Origin of the sequence: Pedobacter sp. V48 (assembly GCF_000523515.1) — a bacterium.
Classification (GTDB): domain Bacteria; phylum Bacteroidota; class Bacteroidia; order Sphingobacteriales; family Sphingobacteriaceae; genus Pedobacter.
This window is the reverse complement of record NZ_AWRU01000006.1, coordinates 405,533-424,633: the sequence shown is the minus strand read 5'-3', so window position 1 is coordinate 424,633 and position 19,101 is coordinate 405,533. Positions and strand designations below refer to the sequence as shown.

22 protein-coding genes and 1 pseudogene are annotated in these 19,101 nt (G+C 39.5%); 6 read left to right on the top strand and 17 right to left on the bottom strand.

Translation table 11 applies throughout. The features are described 5' to 3' along the window. Positions 1–31: 31 nt before the first annotated feature. The 4 genes from N824_RS34065 to N824_RS07080 are packed head-to-tail and all read left to right on the top strand — an operon-like array spanning position 32 to position 3,588. Entirely contained in the window at positions 32–280 is a 249-nt protein-coding gene (locus N824_RS34065) for a hypothetical protein (protein WP_235207016.1), read from the top strand. Continuing rightward, positions 280–1,269, top strand: a complete 990-nt coding sequence (locus N824_RS07090) for an HlyD family secretion protein (RefSeq protein ID WP_048904425.1) — start codon at positions 280–282, stop codon at positions 1,267–1,269. The genes N824_RS34065 and N824_RS07090 overlap by 1 nt, the downstream gene beginning before the upstream one ends. Next, positions 1,269–2,453 carry an ABC transporter permease gene (locus N824_RS07085; protein WP_048904424.1) on the top strand — a complete coding sequence of 395 codons (1,185 nt, stop codon included), beginning with the start codon at positions 1,269–1,271 and terminating at the stop codon, positions 2,451–2,453. The genes N824_RS07090 and N824_RS07085 overlap by 1 nt, the downstream gene beginning before the upstream one ends. Further along, a complete protein-coding gene (locus N824_RS07080) occupies positions 2,422–3,588 on the top strand; it encodes an ABC transporter permease (RefSeq protein ID WP_048904423.1) in 1,167 nt (388 codons plus the stop codon). The genes N824_RS07085 and N824_RS07080 overlap by 32 nt, the downstream gene beginning before the upstream one ends. Here the strand turns inward: N824_RS07080 and N824_RS07075 are convergent. From N824_RS07075 to N824_RS07020, 12 genes are all read right to left on the bottom strand, one after another. Continuing rightward, positions 3,580–3,981 carry a DoxX family protein gene (locus N824_RS07075; protein ID WP_048904422.1) on the bottom strand — a complete coding sequence of 134 codons (402 nt, stop codon included), beginning with the start codon at positions 3,979–3,981 and terminating at the stop codon, positions 3,580–3,582. The genes N824_RS07080 and N824_RS07075 overlap by 9 nt on opposite strands. A gap of 42 nt (positions 3,982–4,023) precedes the next feature. Beyond that, complete coding sequence (locus N824_RS07070; RefSeq protein ID WP_052334072.1) at positions 4,024–4,587, bottom strand: DUF3347 domain-containing protein; 564 nt, start codon at positions 4,585–4,587, stop codon at positions 4,024–4,026. A gap of 87 nt (positions 4,588–4,674) precedes the next feature. Then, the gene (locus tag N824_RS07065) at positions 4,675–5,889 is read right to left on the bottom strand and encodes an efflux RND transporter periplasmic adaptor subunit (protein ID WP_048904421.1); all 1,215 of its coding nucleotides are present in this window, start codon (positions 5,887–5,889) and stop codon (positions 4,675–4,677) included. Positions 5,890–5,892: 3 nt separating this feature from the next. Then, positions 5,893–7,128 (bottom strand): efflux RND transporter periplasmic adaptor subunit, encoded by a 1,236-nt coding sequence (locus N824_RS07060; protein WP_048904420.1) that lies wholly within the window; start codon positions 7,126–7,128, stop codon positions 5,893–5,895. Beyond that, a complete protein-coding gene (locus tag N824_RS07055) occupies positions 7,106–8,377 on the bottom strand; it encodes a TolC family protein (protein ID WP_235207015.1) in 1,272 nt (423 codons plus the stop codon). The genes N824_RS07060 and N824_RS07055 overlap by 23 nt, the downstream gene beginning before the upstream one ends. After that, positions 8,343–10,280 (bottom strand): efflux RND transporter permease subunit, encoded by a 1,938-nt coding sequence (locus N824_RS35400; RefSeq protein WP_048904418.1) that lies wholly within the window; start codon positions 10,278–10,280, stop codon positions 8,343–8,345. The genes N824_RS07055 and N824_RS35400 overlap by 35 nt, the downstream gene beginning before the upstream one ends. Beyond that, on the bottom strand, positions 10,277–11,575 hold the full coding sequence (locus N824_RS35395; RefSeq protein WP_048904417.1) for an efflux RND transporter permease subunit: 1,299 nt from the start codon (positions 11,573–11,575) through the stop codon (positions 10,277–10,279). Before N824_RS35395 ends, N824_RS35400 begins: the two co-directional genes overlap by 4 nt. A 24-nt stretch (positions 11,576–11,599) precedes the next feature. Beyond that, positions 11,600–11,944 carry a heavy-metal-associated domain-containing protein gene (locus N824_RS07040; protein ID WP_048904416.1) on the bottom strand — a complete coding sequence of 115 codons (345 nt, stop codon included), beginning with the start codon at positions 11,942–11,944 and terminating at the stop codon, positions 11,600–11,602. Between the two features lie 98 nt (positions 11,945–12,042). Further along, positions 12,043–12,441, bottom strand: a complete 399-nt coding sequence (locus tag N824_RS07035) for a hypothetical protein (protein ID WP_048904415.1) — start codon at positions 12,439–12,441, stop codon at positions 12,043–12,045. An 84-nt stretch (positions 12,442–12,525) separates the two neighbouring features. Continuing rightward, positions 12,526–13,392 (bottom strand): dTDP-4-dehydrorhamnose reductase, encoded by an 867-nt coding sequence (rfbD, locus tag N824_RS07030; RefSeq protein ID WP_084498219.1) that lies wholly within the window; start codon positions 13,390–13,392, stop codon positions 12,526–12,528. A gap of 80 nt (positions 13,393–13,472) precedes the next feature. Continuing rightward, entirely contained in the window at positions 13,473–14,018 is a 546-nt protein-coding gene (locus N824_RS07025) for a GNAT family N-acetyltransferase (RefSeq protein ID WP_048904413.1), read from the bottom strand. Between the two features lie 12 nt (positions 14,019–14,030). Next, a complete protein-coding gene (locus tag N824_RS07020; protein WP_048904412.1) occupies positions 14,031–14,441 on the bottom strand; it encodes a DUF1801 domain-containing protein in 411 nt (136 codons plus the stop codon). A 93-nt stretch (positions 14,442–14,534) separates the two neighbouring features. Between N824_RS07020 and N824_RS07015 the strand changes: the two genes are divergently transcribed. Next, entirely contained in the window at positions 14,535–15,014 is a 480-nt protein-coding gene (locus tag N824_RS07015) for a VOC family protein (RefSeq protein WP_048904723.1), read from the top strand. A gap of 68 nt (positions 15,015–15,082) precedes the next feature. Here the strand turns inward: N824_RS07015 and N824_RS07010 are convergent. From N824_RS07010 to N824_RS07000, 4 genes and pseudogenes are all read right to left on the bottom strand, one after another. Beyond that, positions 15,083–15,541, bottom strand: a pseudogene (locus N824_RS07010) (hypothetical protein). Positions 15,542–15,626: 85 nt separating this feature from the next. Next, on the bottom strand, positions 15,627–15,785 hold the full coding sequence (locus N824_RS31175) for a hypothetical protein (RefSeq protein WP_161662271.1): 159 nt from the start codon (positions 15,783–15,785) through the stop codon (positions 15,627–15,629). Between the two features lie 122 nt (positions 15,786–15,907). Beyond that, positions 15,908–16,270, bottom strand: coding sequence for a VOC family protein (locus tag N824_RS07005; protein WP_048904410.1), 363 nt, complete (start codon positions 16,268–16,270; stop codon positions 15,908–15,910). Positions 16,271–16,341: 71 nt separating this feature from the next. Beyond that, positions 16,342–17,079 carry a helix-turn-helix transcriptional regulator gene (locus N824_RS07000; RefSeq protein ID WP_048904409.1) on the bottom strand — a complete coding sequence of 246 codons (738 nt, stop codon included), beginning with the start codon at positions 17,077–17,079 and terminating at the stop codon, positions 16,342–16,344. A gap of 187 nt (positions 17,080–17,266) precedes the next feature. Here N824_RS07000 and N824_RS06995 point away from each other — a divergent pair, with 187 nt between their 5' ends. Next, positions 17,267–17,923 carry a dihydrofolate reductase family protein gene (locus N824_RS06995; protein ID WP_200869827.1) on the top strand — a complete coding sequence of 219 codons (657 nt, stop codon included), beginning with the start codon at positions 17,267–17,269 and terminating at the stop codon, positions 17,921–17,923. A 55-nt stretch (positions 17,924–17,978) separates the two neighbouring features. Here N824_RS06995 and rsgA read toward each other — a convergent pair whose 3' ends face one another. Continuing rightward, positions 17,979–19,031, bottom strand: coding sequence for a ribosome small subunit-dependent GTPase A (rsgA, locus tag N824_RS06990; protein WP_048904408.1), 1,053 nt, complete (start codon positions 19,029–19,031; stop codon positions 17,979–17,981). Positions 19,032–19,101 lie beyond the last annotated feature (70 nt).

The window sequence follows — 19,101 nt, the reverse complement described above, 5'->3', positions numbered from 1 at the left end:
ACAAGTTTTATCTACCGTTGCCAGAAACAAGGTGAAATCACTTCAAAATGAGGTAGCATCTTTAGATAAAGCAAGAAAAGATGCCCATACCACCAGCCGCCTGATTACAGAACGAATGAGAAACCAGCTCTCCTCTCCAAAAGACGTAAATGATGCTTTATTAATAGAAACAGAAATTGAGAAAGGCTACCATACCGCAGTATTTGGGTACTATTTAGCCGCGGCAGAATATTTCAACAGTCTAGGTAAACCCCAGCAAATAACGCAATACATTAAGTGATGAAAAACATTCTAAAAAACTATTGGGCACTGCTCATTCCTATTTTGGTAGTAATTATTGCTTTACTTTTCTTCTTATCCCGAAACAAAGAAGATGAGGACAACTTTGTTGGGATGGTTGACGCCTCGAGTGTTGATGTAGCGGCAGAATTTCCAGGCAGATTGGATTCTCTGCTTGTTGAGCAGGGAGACACAGTAAAAAGCGGACAGCTAGTTGCCATCTTACGTTCAAACGAAATAGATGCCATTAAAGCGCAGGCGCTTTCGGCTATTGATGCGGCTAAAGGTCAACAGGAGTTATTAACACACGGCGCCAGACCAGAGCTAATTGAAGCAACCTCTAAGCTTTATCAGATCAGCCAGGAACAGTACAATCTTTTTAACACCACCTATCAGCGCATGGAACGTTTGTATAATGCTGAGGTGATATCAGGGCAAGAGAAAGATGTTTTCTATTTCAAATATCAGGCGGCTAAGAAAGAAATGGAAACTGCTGAGTTGAACTTAAAAATGCTGAAAGAAGGAACAAGACCCGAGCTGCTTAAAACTGCTGATGCCATTGTAAAACAGGCAGAACAGGCCTATGAGCTCACAAAGGCCCTTGGTGACAACACCAAGGTTTATGCCCCTGCAGATGGAGTTATTTCGAGTCTGGTTACCCATCAGGGTGAGGTCGTATCCATAGGCTATCCCATGATGACCATTGAAAAAAAGAATTCCACACTTTTGCGGTTCAACATCAGACAGGACAAAGCCAATTTACTGAAATTAGGAGCAGTTGCCTCAGTAAAAGTACCGGGATGCGAACCCGAAACCTTCCCTGTAAAAGTAACCTCAATATCGCCGACACTGGAATTTGCAAATTGGGTACCATCAAAAGATAAAGGGCAGTTTGAACTTAGAACCTTTACCATAGAACTTAAGCCCGAAAACCAGTCGCAGGTAAAAGGGTTACGTTCTGGCATGACTGCATCATTAATTCTGCCTTAATGAATCGTTTTGGCCATATCATTATTAGGGAATGGAAACGGATTCTCAGCTTAAAGGTGTTTTACCTGGTTATGCTGGTTGTTCCTGTGCTTCTGTTTTCATTTTACGGGGTGATTTACCAAAAAGAAGAAGCTAAACACTTGTCATTTGCCGTATGGGATGACGACCAAAGTCCCGTTAGCCGGCAACTTACTTTTTTACTTGAACAAAGGGAAGCGTTAAACATTACAAGAAGGGTTAGCAGTGAGGCCGAGGTGGAAAGACTAATACAGCAGGGCAAAATACTGGGAGCCATACATTTTCCTGTAAACATGCAGAAAGACATTTACAGCAGACACCCGGTTAATGTAACGCTGTACACTAACGCGGCTTCTCTGGTACCCGCTAAAATGGTGTACAAAGCCGTAGCTGAAGTTGTAATTACAGGGAGTTCAGGTGTAATTTTAAAGAAGCTGATAAAAACAGGGATGAAAGCCGATCAGGCTATGGCACTTGCCAATCCCATTAAACTGAATTCTTACCAGCTCTATAATGCAAGTTACAACTATCAGGAGTATCTGGTACCTGGATTAATCACCGTGGGCATGCAAATGATACTGATCATAAGCAGTATGCTGGCCTTGAATTATGAGTGGAAAACGGAAACCATGCAGGAGCTGTATACCTTATCAAAGGGTTCGGCCTTAACCGCAATTACAGCTAAAACCATTGCCCACCTTGTAGTAAGCTGGGTTAATTTTATATTTATTGCTTTTGTGATATTTCCCTTTTTCGATATTGGAGTTTCGGCTGCTACCGGCAAGTTCTTTGTCATTTATACATTACTTTCGCTGGCATGCATTGGAATCGGGATCTTTATTTCGGCTTTATTTAAAGATGTAATGTTATCTGGAGACACCGCTTTATTTTATACCTCTCCCGCCTTTGTCTTTAGTGGATTTACCTTTCCAAGATGGGCCATGCCATGGTACGATCAATATTACGCTACCATTATGCCTTACACACCATTTCTGGATGCTTTTTTTAAAGTTTATTACATGAATTTACCGTTACATTATGCACAGGCAGATTTAAATAAGCTTTTATTGTTTTGCGCGGTGATGTTCCCAACTGCAATTCTATTATTTCAACGTCAGTTTAATACCAGTACAGATGAAAAAGCAATCGGGACAGTCCATAATTAAGCTTTTTTTAAGAGAGGCGGCCCTTGTAGCAAAGGACCATAGCTTGCTCCTGACCCTATTGATTGCGCCATTGCTTTATGCGTTTTTTTATGGAAGCATCTACATTAATAAAGAAGAGCAAAATGTAAAGCTTGCTGTTGTTGACGATGATCATTCAAGGTTATCAAGGTTGCTCCAACAAAATATCGATAACTCTCCTATTGTTGAATTAATTCATTTCCCTAATCTGGAAGAAGCCAAAGAGCAAATGTACCGTGGAAACTGTCAGGGATATTTTTATATTCCAAAAGGTACAGAATCAAATTTACTAACCTTAAAGCAGAGCAATGTGGTACTTGCCGTAAATGCAGCCCGGTTCCTGCCCTCAAGCGACATTTTAATGAACGTTCAGCAAATATGCCTTACCATTGGAGCAGGTGTACGCTTACAATATTTCCAAAAAAGCGAAGGTATGAGCTCCACAATAGCCATGCAAAATGTAATGCCCGTGAATTTAGATTACAGGCCGATGTTTAACGAAAGATCAAGCTATGGTGCATTTCTGCTTCCTGGATTATTGGCCTTGATTTTACAACAAACCTTACTGATAGGTTTATCTGAAAGTGTGGCCGGAGAGCGGCAACATTTACGTATTGGCGAGTGGCTAAAGGGAGGGATATCTATAGGCATGTGGGGAAAAGGATTATTTTACCTGTTTCTATTTTCTGCTTATGCCTTTTTCTTTCTGAATGTAAACTACAGCCTGCTTAATTTGCCTATGCGCGGCAATGGTTTCGAATTGGGTATTTTATTGATCCTCTTTATTCTTACCCTTATTCCCATGGCTCAATTTATAGGATCTCTGTTTAAATCACAATTGCTCTGCCTGCAAATGATGGCCTTTTCTACCTATCCGATTTTTCTGATCACAGGGTACTCCTGGCCGTTCGAATCCTTACCCTTAACTGTTCAATGGCTTTCCAAACTATTACCTACAACACCTTTTATTCAAATCTATTCATCAATAGTACAATCAGGCGCCAGCTTATGGGCCAACCCCTTAGCATTAATACATTTGATTTTGCTTTGGTGTTTTTACAGTGTTATAACCTACATCAGATTGACGATGTTAAAAAAGAATCACTTATCAGCTTAACTTGCTTTTTGAATCCTCAGCCGCAATTACAATAAAACAAACGATCAATATTGCACTGTATTCAATTCCTCCCGATCCATGTTCACCAACAAACCAGCCATTTTCTGCATGAATGATTACAATGCCAATAGCCAGCATTACAATAAATCCTATTGAAATCCATTTTCTGAAATATCCGGCAAGGAGCAATAGTCCACCTATTATTTCAAATGCAGTAATTCCCCAAACAAAAGCGGTTCCATACACAAAGCCCCTACCATTTAGAAAGCCCCCAAACCGTTCAATAGTTCCACCAGTTATACGAACAACGGCATGTGCAAGAAACAACAAACAAGTAAATACCCGTAAGAGCACCAGACTTTGATTCAAAGAGATAAAAGGAAATGATTTCATTTTGATGATTGGTTTCTATAAATATATAGAAACCAATCTCAATTATTTTATAGTTTCTTTCACTTCACCACAGGCAAGCATGTTTTCACCAAAATAAGGGTTCTTAATCTCTTTTTGGTTACTTAACCATGAGGCTCCTTTGTCATTTAAAGCCATCGGGCAATAATCTACATATACTTCTCCGGAACTTAAACCAGAGGCTTTTACTCTTTCTATAAAATTTGTACTTAATTCAGCATATGCAATTCTCTGGGCATCAACATCAGCAGCTGACCCTATTTTTGCTACTGATGAGGCTAAAGAAGCACCATTAGCTAAATCTTTAGCGCCAAGTTCAATTGCGTTGGCTGCCACTTTTGCCTCAGCTACGTCGCCTTTAACAAGTGCATTGGTTAAATGAACATAATGCTGATAAACCGCATTCAGTTTATCGTCTTTTAAACTTACCGCAGCAACACTCTTTTCTGTAGTTTCGGCATGTCCTTCGCCTGCCGCATGACTATGGCCTTCGTGTGCATTTGATTCTGCTGTTTTTTGTGGATTACTGCATGCAGCAAATAAGGTTACTGCTGCCAAAGTAATTACGAAATTAGTTATTGTTCTCATCTTCTTCTTTTTTAATGATTAATAAATTAAGTTTTATTCAATTTTTTATTTGTCATAACGGCTTTGGTTCCCCATGCTGGCAAGAATCTAATGATGGCCAACAGGGTTTTTACCTTTTTTAAGGATATATTCGCTATATAAAAGATAAGCCCCTGTTACTACCACCTGATCTCCATTTTTCAAGCCTTCTGAAATTTCTACTTCATTGTTATTCTCCTGTCCTGTTTTTACCGATCTGGGCTCAAAGCTGTCTTTACCATTTTTAATCCAAACGTGCATGCCTTTACCATCTCTTATAACCGCATCAACCGGCAAAGTCAATACATTACGCTTACTTGCTGATGGTAAAAAAACATTTGCCTGCAGGCCTGGCTGCCATTGATTTTGAGGATTAGCAATACTTCCCCTGATCTGCGTAAGCTGGGTTCCGGATTGAAGTGACGGGGTAATAAAACTAATGGTCATTTCCTGCGGCTGATCTTCCCACCCGGCAATAACAACCTTAACTTTCTGACCCATTTTTATATCTTTTGCCTCGTTTGGATAAACGTCGGCCTCAACCCATAACTGGTCATATCCTTCCAATCTTAAAATCGGATTCCCTTCTGCTACATACTGACCCTGAGTTACTGATAACTCAGCAACTACCCCACCCCTTGGTGCATAGAAAACCACATATGGATCTTTCTTTTGAGTTTTAACAAGCTGTTGTATCTGACTTTCAGATTGCCCGTACAACAGTAGTTTCTGTTTTGCAGCGGCTACAATCTGGCGTTCTATTTTATCTCCCTGGAATTCTTTCTCCTGTGCTATTGCCATCAGGTATTCCTGCTGAAGTGTGGCCAATTGCTCTGAATAAAGTTTGTACAAAGGCTGTCCTTTACCGATCTTAGCACCGGTTTCCCTTACATACAACTGCTCTATTCTACCGGCAATTCTGCTCGAGATATAACTGCTTTGCTCTGGGTTAACAGTAAGCCTTCCATTAAGCTGTTTTGCTCCTGAAAGATTACCTTCACCAATCAATACAGTGGTAATATTTGCTAGAGCTTGTCGCTTTTCATCTATTTTCAGCGCCTTTGCATTACTGTTTTTTTCAAATGGAACCAGATCCATTCCACAGATTGGGCAAGTACCCATCTCATTTTTTATCACCTGCGGGTGCATGGGACAAGTAAATGTTTGCTGTTTTGCAGCAGTCATTTTACCTTTTGAGTTATCCTCACTACTGCATGCAGCAACAAATATTGATGGAACCAACGCCAGCAAGGCAATCTTTTTTATAAATAATTTCCGTTCCATAACTTAATTTCCTTTGTTTTCAGTCATTTTTATGAAGCTTTCGCTATCTACCAGATAAGCTGCTTTTTTACTTACCTCCCAGCTGCCGATGTCTTCTTTAACCTGTATCATTCCAGCAATGGTAATCCCCGACTTTACAATTTTAGGGACAACAACATTACCTTCCTTTTTAAAAACCACTGTTTTATTACCCAGTGCTATCGCAGCAGATTCCGGCAGCCACCATGAGGCATGAAGCAATACAGGAATTCTGGCAGTAAGCAGTTCACCTACCCTAAAGTTTGGCTTATTAAGGTAAGCGCGGGCAATGGTAAAATTTACCCTATCCTTAAAAACAGGCTGTATCATACCTATGCTAGCATTCTGAATAGTACTTTTATCAGCAGTTTTATAGAATAAAAAATGATCTCCCTTTTTTATAAGCGATGCCAGCGCAGGCTTTAAGGAGAATTCAGCGATCAGCTGATTAGCGTTATAGATGGTAAAAAGCGATTGTCCGGCACTCACATATTGTCCGGCACGTAATAATACAGGAGAATTTACTGGCACAGTGCTTACAGGATTAGCCGCAGATGAGCTTCCTCCGCCTCCCATGTTGTCCATTCCATCTCCACCAGATGATGGTGTAGCTAGACTTGATGCAGCAACTGGTGCTGCAGATTTTTCAAGTATATACCCATCAGCATTGCTATACACTGGAATACGGTAGTTTACCTTTCCTGTTTTTATCAGTTGATCAATACTTGCAGCACTCATCCCCAACAACATCAATCGCTGTTTTGCCCCCTGTAGCATCGTCTGATCAGTCCCTGTACCTTTCAGGAATAGCAATTCCTGTTGCGCGGCAGCCAGATCCGGAGAATAAACCTCCATTATCAATTGCCCTTTTTTAACAGGTTGGTAATTGTATTTGATCAGCAAACGTTCTATTCTTCCACTCACTCTGCTGGCAATGCTGTTCTGATTTCTCGTATCGTAATTGACGATACCTTGTGCCTCTTCCGTAAATATTTTGGTGCCGTATTCAGCCTTAATTACAGGGAGCGTAGATACCACCTGCTCATTTGAGGGTTTCAGCAAGTGAGAGAGGTTACTGTCAATTCTTACCACACCAGGATCATCATGATTCATGTGCTTATTGTCTTTACCTCTGTTACAAGAGCTAATTATCAACGCGCCGATCAGGACCATTGCAACCCATCCGTAGGTATGCCGCTTAGCGATATAATTCTTTCTCATAATCGGCTATCATTAAATAAAGTTTCAATTTCTCATCCAAAACACTGGTTTGCATCATAGTAAGTGCCTCCCATGAATCAATTACCTCAGGCAGTTCCATTTTATTTTCACGGTAATTCAAAAAATTAACATCCAGTGATTTTTGCAGTGTCGGAATAATCTTGCTTTCCATGGCATCAATACGCTTTTGCATGGATTGGATTTCGAATTGCATACCATACAGCATCCCTTGGGTTTCCTGTAACATGGCAGCCTTTTCTTTATCCATCGCCTGCACTTCATATTCCATTCCTTTTACTTCAGATTTATACATTTTTGAAGACCATGGAGCAATAGGAATACTAACCATCCCCATTACACTAAAAGCCTTCGGCATCATCTTGGTTAAAGGCGACATGTGATCGAACCGCAGCTTAAAATCGGGTCTGCTTTGCTTTTTCATTGCCTCAATATTTAGCTGCATAGATTGGATATTGTAATCCATTTTCTTAATATCATTTCTGGCCAATGCCAAACTCCCGGTATCAATAGCATTTGCCGGTACAAACTTTGGCTGATAATTAGTATCAATAGCTATATCCGCATTTCCCGGCTGGTTCATTAAACTATTTAACCACGCCCTGGATTTAGCAATATCGCCTTCCTGCATGCGGATCATATTTTTGTTTTCTTCCAGTTTTGCGGTGGTTTTATACACGCTACCTAATTTCGATTGATTAAAAGGATACCTGATCTCTTCAATCTTCTTCATGGTTTGCATGATTTTTTCATTCTTTTTCAGCACTTCTATTTTTTGTACTGAAACCAGCCAACCGAAATACAACCGCTTTGCCTGTGTTTTATATTCATTTAAGGTAATGCCACGGGTTTCATTCTCGGCCTTCCCCTTCGATTCGATATAACGCTTGGTGGCATTTAATTTAGACAGGTTTGGAATGTCCTGTTCCAACTGTATCATTATTGATCCTTTATCCCTATCGTCCATAAGTTCCTGACCGGGATAAGGGGTCATAAATGTACCTACACCAATCATAGGTGCCATCCAGGCAGTTGCCGCCTTAGCGGTATGCTTATAGCTCTCGGCCTTTAAACCATACGACTGCAGTAACAGGTTATTTTTATCTATACGGTGCAAAATCGTATCCAATGAAAGCACCTCTGTTTGTTGTGCTGTTGTATAAAGTGGCAGCAGCAACAATATCCATGTTAATTTTTTAATGATGTACATCGTGAACCTCCAGTTTTCCATATTTCCTCAATTCATACTCTTTGGACATTAAAAAGATAAGTGGTGTAACCAACAGAATGTGTGTAGAAGAGGTTAGTACCCCACCTATCATTGGCAGCACTATTGGTTGCATTACATCTACCCCAACACCACTGGCCCATAACACCGGTACCAATCCAAATAGCGACACACAAACTGTCATAAGCTTTGGTCTTAATCTTTTGGCTGCACCATGAATTACATATTCTCTAAGGTCCTCCTTGGTAATGGTCTCGCTCGAATTGCCTTTTAATTTGATCAGTTGTTGCATCCCATCATTGAGGTAAATTACCATCACAATCCCCGTTTCAACAGCAATCCCAAACAGAGCTATAAAACCAACGGCTACGCCAACAGACAAATTAACTCCCCAGAAATAAATCATGTAAGCTCCCCCGATTAAGGCAAAAGGAACCGTGATGAGGCTTAAAAAGGCCTCTCTGATAGAGCGAAATGCAAAATACAGAGAGAAGAAAATGATTACCAAAACCACCGGAGCTATCCACATCAGTGTTTGCTTGCCCCTGATCAGGTTTTCATACTGGCCACTCCATTCCAGAAAATATCCTTCGGGAAGAACCCCCTTCTCTTTATTCAGCTTCTCCATTGCATCCTTAACCGTACTGCCCAAATCTCTATCACGAACGTTAAACATTACAGCACCACGAAGAATAGCATTATCGGAGCTGATCATTGGCGGACCATCTTCAAACTTCACATCGGCAACTGCCGATAAAGGAACTTCACCAAAAGAAGCTGATTGAATAGGGATTCTTTTAATGCGTTCTACACTGTTACGGTATTCCTGAGCAAGGCGTACGCTTATAGAAAAACGCTGTCTGCCTTCAATGGTATTGCCAATAGTTGCTCCACCCAGTGCACTTTCAACAACCTGATTAACGTCGTCTACGTTCAGGCCATACCTGGCCAACTCTTCTCTTTTTACATCAATAGACAGGTATTTACCACCTGTAATGGGCTCTACAAATAAATCGCTTACCCCAGGGGTACCTACTAATGCCGCTTTTACTTTTTCTGACACCGAAGCAATAGTATCCAGATTTTGTCCGAATACTTTTATTCCTACATCGGTACGGATACCGGTAGCCAGCATATTGATTCTGTTAATGATCGGTTGTGTCCACCCGTTTACCACACCCGGAATTTGAAGCTTGGCATCCAACTCCGTCACAATATCTTTTTTAGTGATGCCCTTTCTCCATTCGCTTTTCGGTTTCAAAGTAATGATCGTTTCGATCATACTAATCGGTGAATTATCTGTAGCGGTATTTGCCCTTCCTGCTTTTCCAAGAACCTTATCTACTTCCGGTACCGACTTAATAATCTTATCCTGTACCTGTAATATCCGCTTTGCTTCTGCATTTGAAACATCAGGCAAGGTTACCGGCATAAACAAAATACTTTGCTCATCTAATGGCGGTATGAACTCCGTTCCTAAATTTTTAAGCAAAGGAATTGTAATTAGCAAAGCGATGATATTAATGGCAATAGTTGTTTTTCTCCATTTCAATACCGTTCTGATAATTGGCTCATACACCTTTTCTAAAACTCTATTTACCGGGTTTGCATGGTCAGGTCTGAATTTCCCTTTCATAAAGAAAGAGATCAGTACAGGAGCCAGCGTAATCACCAAAAAAGCATCAACAATCATGATAAATGTTTTGGTGTAAGCCAGCGGATGAAACAATTTACCCTCCTGTCCGGTTAGCATAAATACCGGTAAAAAAGAGGTTATAATAATTACCGTAGCAAAGAACACACCTCTGGATACCTGCTTGCTGGATTTAGTGATTACCGCGAGGCGATCTTCTTCGCTAATCCAATCCGGAGATTTGCGAAACATATTTTTAAACCAGTTCATCATGATGCTGTCGTTTTATTTTGATCCTTTTCCCACTGTTCATATCGCTCTGCCAAATGCTTATAAGCATTTTCACTCATGATAATTCCATTGTCTACAATTACCCCAATGGCCAGTGCAATACCGGTTAGCGACATAATGTTGGACGAAATATCAAAGGCATTGAGCAGGATAAAACTTGCGGCAATAGTAATAGGAATTTGTATAATGATACTTAGTGCACTGCGCCAATGAAAGAGGAATACAAACACGATTAGGGATACTACGATCATCTCTTCGATCAAAGTGTTCTTGATAGAGTCTACAGATTCTTTAATCAGTTCACCTCTATCATACACAATATCAAATTTTACACCCTTAGGCAAGCCTTTTGATACTTCCTTCATTTTTGCTTTTACCCGATCAATTACCTCCGCAGCATTTTCGCCATAACGCATTACGACAATACCGCCTGCACGCTCGCCCTTGCCATCCTGATCAAATATGCCTAATCTGGTTTCTCCAGTCATTTGAACCGTAGCCAGATCAGAGACCTTTATTGGTGTACCGTTCTGATTCTTTACCGGGATATTCGAAATTTCTTCAATGGATTTGAGGTAGCCCGATGTTTTAATGATATAGCCCATGTCGCTCATCTCAAACTTTCGTCCGCCCGACTCGTTATTGTTACTCCTAACTGCGGCTATTACCTGAGGCACAGTAAGTTTATAATACAGTAATTTGTTTGGGTCTATCGAGATTTGATATTGTTTCTGAAAGCCACCAAATGAGGCTATTTCACTAACTCCCGGGACGGTTTGCAAAGCGAACTTTACGTACCAATCCTGTATTGCCCGCTGCTCGCCCAAATCCATTTCCGGAGCATCTAAGGTATACCATAATACGTGGCCCACTCCTGTTCCATCAGGACCAAGTTGCGGAGATACACCTTCTGGCAAAGTTCGGGATATGGTACTGATCCGTTCTAAAACCCGCTCTCTGGCCCAATAAACATCAACATCATCTTCAAAAATCACATAGATAAAGCTCATCCCAAACATGGAAGAACCTCTTACATACTTAATTTTAGGAATCCCCTGCAAATTGGTTACCAACGGGTAAGTCACCTGATCTTCAATTAACTGTGGCGATCTGCCCATCCACTCTGTAAATACGATGACCTGATTTTCTGAAAGATCAGGAATCGCATCTATTGGGTTTTTTTGTACGGAGAAAACGCCCCATATGAATAACCCTGCGGAAAGTACCAGCACAATCAATCTATTGCGCATCGACCATTCTATAATTTTATGTACCATTTATAATAACCCTCTTTCTTTTAGTTATTTTTTGTCTGTACTCTTTCTATCGTATTGGCAGCATGAAGGTAGTTTGCTATAATTTTCTTGTTTGGCTGTAACCTTTTGCGTGTCGTGCCCTGCAGCTGCAACTTTTTGTAGAATGCTTTCAGTTGTAATTTTGGTACTATCGTAGCTTACCGTTAATATTTTAGATTTTACATCCCACACAGCTGTATTAACACCGTCAATTTTAAGGGCAGTTTCAATACGTTTTTTACACATTCCACAGTTTCCTGATACGTTAATTTTTTCGGTTTTTGATTGTGCAAATACAGCACTACCAAGGATAGTCAGGCCGACTACCAAAAGAGATCTTAATGAGTTCATCTTAATAAGTTTTAAAGAAAATGATATAAAAATTTGGGGCTACAGTAATGCTGCAACCAGGGCACGAGTGTGCCAGGCATTAAAAAAGAAAGAGGGTATTATATTCTGTAGGTACAGTTTTTTAGGTAGACCGGAACTTGCTGTCTATTAGGAGGTGCATTGCTTAATGCTTCCCTTATAATTTTAACAGGCACCAGGGCCTGATAATTAACAAATAATTCGGGTAATAGAATGGCTGCAGATGGCTGATCAAATTTATAAACCGCTTGATTTACTTTTTGAGAACTCTCAACCTTAACTTCATGCTTAACATCTTTACAGCATGATTTCTTTTTAGATTCTGCCAAAGGCATTTTACAGAAATCACATAATTTGCCAGATTGTTTTGCCATGCTCCAGCTTACCAGCTTGTCCATGCAATAATGGAAATGCACAGCTGCCCCACTGGAAACACCCAGATAGAAAATGGCGAGTATGGTAAGCAGTGTTCTTTTCATTACGGATCAAAGATTGGAAAAAGAACGGAAAAATATTTATATAATTCCGTTCTTTTTTTATATCACGGTTTCTTTAGCACATGCTTAGGCTTTATCCAGTACAGATAATTGCTCAATACACTTAATCAAACTGTCTCTCCAATAAGGTACTTCGATTCCAAAAGTTGCTTTGATCTTCGTTTTATCCATTACAGAGAACTTAGGTCGGCTAGCTCTTGTTGGATAAGCAGAAGTAGGAATCGGACTAACCTTTACCCGTGTATTACTGATGTCAAAAATACCTTTTGCAAAATCAAACCACGAAATTGATCCTTCATTGCTATAATGATACACCCCATATTCCGTTTTGCCAGAGTCAATAACATCTAAAATTGCACCGGCCAAATCAATGGCATAAGTTGGCGAGCCAATCTGATCAGCAATTATATTTAACTCATCGCGGTCCGCTCCTAGTTTCAACATTGTTTTCACAAAATTATTTGCATACTCAGAATATAGCCAGCTTGTACGAATAATGTAATGTTCGTTAAGATTATCTATAATATCCGTTTCTCCCTCAAGCTTAGTCAAACCATAAATATTAATTGGTTTTGCTAAATCATCTTCCTTTAGCAATTCGGGAATGGCTCCTTCAAAAACAAAGTCTGTTGAAACGTGAACTAGTTTAGCACCAAATTCTTTACAAAGCAAGGCGATGTTTAATGCTCCCTGCTTATTAATTAATCTGCACAGATCTACATCATCTTCAGCCTTATCAACAGCAGTATAGGCAGCGCAATTGATTACATATGCTGGTTTTTTTTCTGCAAACAAAGCGTTAAGTTTCTCAACATTAAGGATGTTCGCGGCACTTTCGTCCGGGAAGTCTAATGTGTCGATATTTCTATTTGAGGCAACTGCCTTAAGGCATTGTCCTAGTTGTCCTGATGCTCCTAATACTAGTGTTTTCAATATAAAACTGAGTTATGGGGTTAGCTATTACTTTTTTCAAAAATAGCATTATAATGGAAAACTTGTGCTTAAATCATTTATTAGGAATCCATATTCCATTCCTCATGAAGCACAGAATATAAAACCAGGTCTAAGAATTTCCCATTCACCTTTTCTGACTGTCTTAAAATCCCTTCTTTCTGAAAACCCAGTTTGCGGGGAATTGCCTGACTTTTCAAATTCAAAGTTGCTGCTTTAATCTCAATACGATGTAATGCCAGGTCCTTAAAACCATAATCAATTAATGCCTTACAAGACCGGACCATAATACCCTTGCCCTGTGCATTTTCAGCCAGCCAGTAGCCAATTGCTGCACTTTGATTAAAAGCATTCAAATAATGCAAGCCAATTCTGCCTGCTGGCCGATCATCAAGCATAATCACAAAGCTTACTTCAAGGCCCTGTTCATAAAGCTGCTCACATTTCCTGATGTAAGTTATAAGGTCTCCTACAGATTGCATGTTGGGCACCCAAGGTAAAAACTCAGATAGTTGCGCCCGACTGCTGTTTATGGCTTCCAATAAGCCTTCTGCATGCTTCACAGCTGTTTGTTCCAGTCTGATATTTTGGTCAATTGTTATTACCATTTCTTCCACCTCTTATTTATTTTTCATATATGCCACCGATTGATCTATCATCTTGGTTAATACTTGTATATTAACATCAGCCAGTTTTTTAATATAAATACAGCCTTTGCCTGTTTTATGCTTACCCAACTGCAGTAGCAAGTTTTCTTTATCTTCAAAATCACGAGCCATATACAAAACAATTGCTGTACTTCGCGGAGAAAATCCGATTAATGGGGCATCTCCCTCATGACCGCTGGCATATTTGTAATGATAGCTACCAAAGCCTACAATTGAGGTCCCCCACATGTTGGGTTCATATCCTGTCTGTTTTTCCATCAATGCAGCGATCAGATAGCAATCTTTTCGCTTTAAAGGGTCTGCCACTTTTTCCAGGAAATCACGAACATCCAGGTCTGTGGCAACAGTTTTATTCTTAGCCATAAGATGAAATTAATAAATATTATGAAAACCATGTGAACTTTAAATTTGTTTCCATACCAGATCATCATTGGAATTGTTTTAAATCAAAAAAATATGAAAAAGATAAGACCCTGTTTGTGGCTGAACCATAATGTTAAAGAAGCAATTGACTTTTACACCTCAGTGTTTAAAAACTCAAAAGTACTTAATACCAGTTATTACCCCAAAGATGCACCTGGTTTTGGCGGTGAAATACTGGCTGTAGACATGGAAATAGAAGATCAACAGTTTATATTGTTAAATGGGGGTCCACAGTTCAAATTTAACGAGTCAGTCTCTTTTTCTATTGAGGCCAATACACAGGAAGAAATTGATTACTACTGGAAAAGCCTTGTAGCTGGAGGTGGTGAAACATCACAATGTGGATGGTTAAAAGATAAATTTGGTTTGTCGTGGCAGATATCGCCGGCGATATTGGGGGAATTATTACAAGATAAAGATGTAGAGAAGGCCCAACGTGTAATGCAGGTTATGATGAAGATGACCAAGATCATCATCAAAGATGTGGAAGACGCCGCAAAACACCATTTATAAATATGATCTATCTTGATTGTATTGCCATTGAAAAATAGGCTATAACAAGAAAATTGCAGTTAGAAAATTTATGGTATCAATCCACCTTCTTCGATAGTGATCAGTCTGCGGAACTTTGCAGGCGTATTGACCGGCGCGTCGGCAGGGTAACTCGTATAATTCAGATTAAGGATGTCACCAGCAATACTAAAGGTGGCGTTTTCATARMKWRKRTMRGWMGTAGGGGTACGTTGAACTGGTTTTCCTGGTTCCTGCTCCAGCTTTTCAGTAGTGGTTATCTTTAATTTGTCGCCCTGGACCTGGTAAGTTCCGATGAACCGGATGCTACTTCCATCGTTAAGGACAATAGTCAGAAAAAAGCTATTGTCTTTTGTAAAATTAAGTGATCGCTGTAGTCCGTTCAGGTCCATTTCCTCCCAGTTTCCCTTTATAAGATTTTCAGGGTCTACATTCCTGTCTTTTTTACAGGAGAAGAAGCTAACGGAAAATAAAAGTAATACTGAAATTGCGGTGGTAAGGTTTTTCATAATCAATTTGCTGGCTTGTATGAATGTTTACGAATACATTAGCCAAAACGCTACAGTATTAATTTAATCCTCATTAACTGTCACGCTACTCATTAGCCTCAATGTCATGATCAAGTAAGGCATTTTTATACCCAAGGGAATAATTAATGGCGCCCCAAGCGGTTAGCATGGTAATAATATCTTCTTCTTTTAATGGGCCTGTAATTTGATTTTTACAAAACTCCAGGTATTCTGTTTCAGTCATAATCTTTACAGTTCTCTATACAAATTAAAATAAAAAAACCTCCCAAATGGGAAGTTTTCCTTCGTACTCACAAATGTACTATTATCGAGGAAATTTAAAGAGTTAGTGTGCTAATATTTCCTTTATTCAGACCAAACCGCCAGTTCATTACCATCAGGATCGATGAAATGAAAGCGTCTGCCACCTGGAAAACTAAAAATATCCTGCGCTATTGTACCACCGGCCTTAATGATTTTATTCTTGGTCGTTTCAATTTCCTCAGAATAAAGGATAACTAATATACTTCCTTTTACAGGGTTTCCCGAAGTAAAGCCACCATCAATATAGTCGCCTTCAAAAGCCGTGTAATTTGGCCCAAAGTCGGTAAAGGTCCAATTGAAACATTCTGTGTAAAATTTTTTGACGAGTTGAATATCATTAGAGAGGAACTCTATGTATTGGATTTGTTCGTGCTTAAGTTTGTTCTGTCCTGATGTGTTAGCCATAATGTCTGTAGATTATAGATGCAAATGTAGTTGACAATACTAGTCCGTACTTTGGAAAAATACGACAAAATTTATAGCTCGTTAGGTGTAACTCCCGTATAACTCTTTATGKCATTGGCTAAATGGGCATGATCGTAATAACCATGTTCAAAGGCAATCTCCAACATACTTTTTTTGGATGATTTTTTCTGGATAGCAGCATGCACAAATTGAAAGCGGGTTATATTAATAAATTCTTTTGGACTGATCCCGACGTGGTGTTTAAAATGACGTTCCAGCTGTCTTGTAGTAGTAAAATGCCGATTTGCCAATTCAACCACACTGATAATGCCTTTGTATTTTTTAATGTCCGCTATAACAGGCATCAGCATAGATGTTGGATGTGGCTTAAGCTTTTCGATAAAAAACTGATTAAGATAACCAATGGAACCGGTAATAACCTGATTGAAGTCGGGCGAAAGTTTTTTTTCAAATGCTATAGTACTGTCGGTTGCCTCGTGCAGTGAGCTGAATTTATAGAAAGCAGAAAAGGCAGAGGGTTTGAAACGTATTCCCAAAAGTTTTGTTTCCGTTTTCAACTCAGTTATTTTGAAATGTCTCATAGTGCCTACCAAACAGATTTCTCCATTTTTTATATTGAACCGTCCATTGTCAGTCTTACAATCATCGCCCAAGTTTAAGATGATATCAACACAACCGTCAGGTAAGATTTTTTCGGATACCGAGTTTCTTTGGTCGTTTGTTGTCGTCCAAAACGCATCAATATAATCAGCTAACGCTGAATGTGGCTTAGTCTCCTTATAGTTCATCACTTCATTGGTTAATCAAATTTGGGGAAAATATCTTAAAAAATTAGTAACGATAGGGACACTAGTCGCATTCTGCCCTTATTTAGTCGTATATACCCCATCAAAAATTAATTTTTCTAGCGAAATTTACATTATTAAAAGAGTAAGGCGGGTACATAAAAACCAATACCTTAAAATCCAATTGAAAATGAATACAAATATGAGTAAAGTAAAAGTTGCATGTTTTTCTATTTCGCTAGATGGATTTGGTGCAGGCACCAAACAAGATCTAACTGATCCTTTGGGACTAAGAGGTGAGGAACTTCACAACTGGATTTTTCCAACAAAAATGTTTCGGAAGATGGGAGGTAAAAATGACGGAATCGAAGGTACAGATAATGAATTCGTGGAAAAGTCGTTCGAGAACATGGGCGCCTGGATACTGGGGCGAAATATGTTCGGACCCGTTCGTGGAGCATGGCCAGATGATGAATGGAAGGGCTGGTGGGGCGAAGAACCACCTTATCATGTTCCGGTATTTGTTTTAACGCATCATGCTAGAAAACCTCTGATCATGAAAGGAGGAACAACGTTTTATTTTATTACCGATGGCATCGAATCAGCACTGGAAGAAGCTAAAAAAGCGGCGAACGGAAAAGACATTCGCATTGGTGGCGGGGTTTCAACAATAAGGCAATACTTACAAGCAGGCCATATTGATGAATTACATTTAGCCATTTCACCTGTCTTCTTAGGTTCAGGAGAACATTTATTTTCGGGAATGGACATGGCAGGGCTTGGCTACAATCAGATACAAAGAGTGGCCGGAGAGAATGCTACACACATTGTCATAAAGAAAGGATAGCTAGTTACAGGTAGTCCACTATTAAGTGGACTACCTGTACTGAATAATAGGAAGATCAACGTTTTTTTATTCTCTTAGCTTCATCTGAAACTCTGGCAAAATACTTATCTCTTTTGCGCTTTTCATAATCGGAAGTAGAAAAATGCCAAGATTCTTTTCGCAATTTGAGGTAACTGCTATATACTTCAAATTCTAAAAAACCGCTATTTACAGCATCGATAACTGCACAGCCAGGTTCACCGACATGCGCGCAATTTTCAAAACGACAGGATTCTGCAAAATCAGAAACATCGAATATATCTGCCAGTGCCTCAGGATTGTCCGAGGCTAAACCAAATTCTCTTACGCCTGGTGTATCTATTAAAATGCCATTATCATCCATTAGAACCATTTCTCTTCGGGTTGAGGTATGCCGCCCTTTGCCTGAGGACTTGCTTATTTCAGATGTAAAAAATACTGTCCGTTCACATAATGCGTTGATTAAGGAACTTTTTCCAACCCCTGATGACCCTACAAATACAATCGATTCTCCTTGCCTGATAAATTTTCGCACAGGAAGTATTGTTTCGGGAGAAAGAATACTTGTGAAAATTATTGGCATTTGGCGAGCAATATGCTTCAGCGATTCATCCACTTGATGGCGACTAAACTCCAAATCAGATTTAGTGAGTATCAATATCGGTTGAATATTTTCTTCTAATACCTGAACCATAAAACGCTCCGTTCGACGAACACTGAAATTGGCATCAAGGCTTTGTACAATAAACGCCTTATCAACATGGGATGCAATAGCTTGCCTGTCGGATATTGTACCGCTCTTTTTCCGATACAGCGTATGTTTACGCGGTAAAATATCAACGATTATTCCTTTATTATCGTCAAAAGGTTGAAAAATAATCCAATCGCCTGTACACGGAAGTTCAAATAACGATCTTCCATAAAGCAAATTACCGGTTAGTTCGCACAACAGCAGACCACCTTCGGTAATGACCTCATAATTGGTTTTGTTTACTGCAGAAACACGACCATGAAAAAGATGTTTGTATTGTGATGTTTGTTTGAGTTGGAACAGGGTGTCGTTCCAACCATATAATGATAAGTTATTCACTACTTATAATTTAAAATGATGAAATAAAATTGCTTAATTATCTATCATCCGAATGGTTTGCCCCATACAA